Below are 2,250 nucleotides of genomic sequence, written 5' to 3' on the forward strand. Positions count from 1 at the left end.
AAAAAGGAGCAAGCTCCTCTTTTGTCCGCTCGACTTGCATGTATTAGGCACGCCGCCAGCGTTCGTCCTGAGCCAGGATCAAACTCTCATGTAAAGTTTTGCAAAGGCGTCGCGCACGATCTGCTAATGCAGGTGTGGCGAACTTAGCCTTTGATCCATGCTCTTTTAAAGCTGACTAATCAATTATTGATTGACGTTTCGTTTCGTTCAGTTTTCAAAGATCAAACAATGGAGCGGGTGATGGGAATCGAACCCACGACAACAGCTTGGAAGGCTGTGGTTTTACCACTAAACTACACCCGCATGGCTTTCTCATCTATAAATGGTCGGGAAGACAGGATTTGAACCTGCGACCCCTTGGTCCCAAACCAAGTGCTCTACCAAGCTGAGCCACTTCCCGTTTCATAGATTGACAGAAATAAGTGGCGCGCCCGAGAGGAGTCGAACCCCTAACCTTTTGATCCGTAGTCAAACGCTCTATCCAATTGAGCTACGGGCGCACTTTTATGTTGGTGCGGTCGAGAGGACTTGAACCTCCACGGTATTGCTACCACTAGGCCCTCAACCTAGCGCGTCTGCCGATTCCGCCACGACCGCTCTTTTCAAAGACAAGATATATATTACCATACTACTAAATAAATGTCAACTGGCTAATCTATTCGGATATACTTTCCAAGAAAGATCAATGAGCCATGCAGGAATCGAACCTGCGACCCTCTGATTAAAAGTCAGATGCTCTACCGGCTGAGCTAATGGCTCGATCGTTTGGCTGGGCTAGCTGGATTCGAACCAGCGAATCACGGAGTCAAAGTCCGTTGCCTTACCGCTTGGCTATAGCCCAATGTCATTGAGCAACTTTTCTATTGTACAACACACATCAAAATATGTCAACAATCTTTAAAGTGGCGGTCCCGACGGGAATCGAACCCGCGATCTCCTGCGTGACAGGCAGGCATGTTAACCGCTACACTACGGGACCATACATATAATTGTAAAATACTTTCCATTCTAATGACCAGTGTGTTGATGACATCGAGCCAATGTGCAGCCAAGTAATCGTCGCACAAAAAAGCGTGAGCTCTTGCAAGTTTGCCACTTTACACTTGCTCTACCGCAAGTCAAGAATCGTCACTTCATCAAGGCTTACGCTCGCCTCTTCGCAATGCTGCCGGAAACTGAATCAAGGAGCGAATGCGACAAATGGAAGCAACTTGTCTTCTTTAGATGCCGCGTAACCAGTATCATTGCATTCACTCCGGCTATTGATGACCCCTACGGGATTCGAACCCGTGTTACCGCCGTGAAAGGGCGGTGTCTTAACCGCTTGACCAAGGGGCCAAAATAAAAATGGCGGAGAAGGAGGGATTTGAACCCTCGCGCCGCTTACGCGACCTACGCCCTTAGCAGGGGCGCCTCTTCAGCCTCTTGAGTACTTCCCCGTAAAAAATAATGGGCCATTCGTTTTGGTTTTTCTTGAACGGCTCTTACGATTATAAATAGTCGGCGAATGCCTGTCAAGGGAAAATCGGAACTTTTCCAGATTTCTTTTCAAAAAGTTTTCCTTTGCACTTGCCACAAAAATAGCGGCTCGTGTTCACCCTGCGCTGCCGGGTATAAATATAACCACAGCGAGAACATTCATACATCCTCCTCGTTGCCTTTTTCTGCTCGGAGAGCGGTGAACAATGGCGCGGAGCACCGACTTTTTTCAAGAGCTCCCTGAAATCCCTGTCACCGTGCTTGTACCCTTTACCTTCGAGATGAAGGTGGTAATGGCACAACTCATGTTTAATAATCCCTTTCAACTCTTCCAGTCCATGCTCGTCATAATATTTTCGGTTGATTTCTATATGATGGTTTGTAAGCAAATAACGGCCGCCTGTTGTTCTCAATCGGGGATTGAAGACGGCTTTATGTTTAAACGGCTTTTGAAAAAATTCCTGCGACAATCGTTCAGTTAAGCTTTGCAATTGTTCGTTTGTCATGCACTTCCTCCCTCAGCCTCACGGGATAACTTTTCTTATCATATCCTAATGATACCAAAACTTTTACCTGGGAGGATACGAAAAAATGCCTGCCTGGTTTCAAAACCAAATGCAAAAAGCTTTTCTTAAAAAAGACAGAAATCAAATTAAAATGCTGAATCAATGTTGGTTTTTTGGTTCTATGTCAAATGTTGGGGTGGAGTGAGATGGAATCTCACCCTACCCAACATGACTTCCAATTTTTTTATACTTATGTAAAAGAAGT

The 2,250-nt window shown here is 45.8% G+C and carries 2 protein-coding genes, 9 tRNA genes and 1 rRNA gene; 1 reads left to right on the forward strand and 11 read right to left on the reverse strand.

The annotated features are described in order from the left end of the window. From JOC94_RS22540 to JOC94_RS22590, 11 genes are all read right to left on the reverse strand, one after another. Nucleotides 1–94, reverse strand: a 16S ribosomal RNA gene (locus JOC94_RS22540); the annotation flags it as partial. A 135-nt stretch (nt 95–229) separates the two neighbouring features. Further along, nucleotides 230–303 (reverse strand) — tRNA-Gly (locus tag JOC94_RS22545). A gap of 20 nt (nt 304–323) precedes the next feature. Beyond that, nucleotides 324–400: transfer RNA gene (locus JOC94_RS22550), tRNA-Pro, on the reverse strand. Between the two features lie 23 nt (nt 401–423). Then, nucleotides 424–500: transfer RNA gene (locus JOC94_RS22555), tRNA-Arg, on the reverse strand. 10 nt (nt 501–510) lie between these two features. Further along, nucleotides 511–597, reverse strand: a tRNA-Leu gene (locus JOC94_RS22560). A gap of 89 nt (nt 598–686) precedes the next feature. Beyond that, a tRNA-Lys gene (locus tag JOC94_RS22565) sits at nt 687–759 on the reverse strand. 7 nt (nt 760–766) lie between these two features. After that, nucleotides 767–841, reverse strand: a tRNA-Gln gene (locus JOC94_RS22570). Between the two features lie 62 nt (nt 842–903). Continuing rightward, a tRNA-Asp gene (locus JOC94_RS22575) sits at nt 904–979 on the reverse strand. A gap of 287 nt (nt 980–1,266) precedes the next feature. Further along, nucleotides 1,267–1,338 (reverse strand) — tRNA-Glu (locus JOC94_RS22580). Between the two features lie 10 nt (nt 1,339–1,348). After that, nucleotides 1,349–1,439 (reverse strand) — tRNA-Ser (locus JOC94_RS22585). Between the two features lie 75 nt (nt 1,440–1,514). Further along, nucleotides 1,515–1,985, reverse strand: coding sequence for a SprT family protein (locus JOC94_RS22590; RefSeq protein WP_077111402.1), 471 nt, complete (start codon nt 1,983–1,985; stop codon nt 1,515–1,517). A gap of 85 nt (nt 1,986–2,070) precedes the next feature. Here JOC94_RS22590 and cmpA point away from each other — a divergent pair, with 85 nt between their 5' ends. Beyond that, a complete protein-coding gene (cmpA, locus tag JOC94_RS22595; protein ID WP_205180427.1) occupies nt 2,071–2,190 on the forward strand; it encodes a cortex morphogenetic protein CmpA in 120 nt (39 codons plus the stop codon). The last annotated feature ends 60 nt before the right edge of the window (nt 2,191–2,250 follow it).

This window comes from Siminovitchia thermophila (genome assembly GCF_016909185.1).
Lineage (GTDB): Bacteria > Bacillota > Bacilli > Bacillales > Bacillaceae_C > Siminovitchia > Siminovitchia thermophila.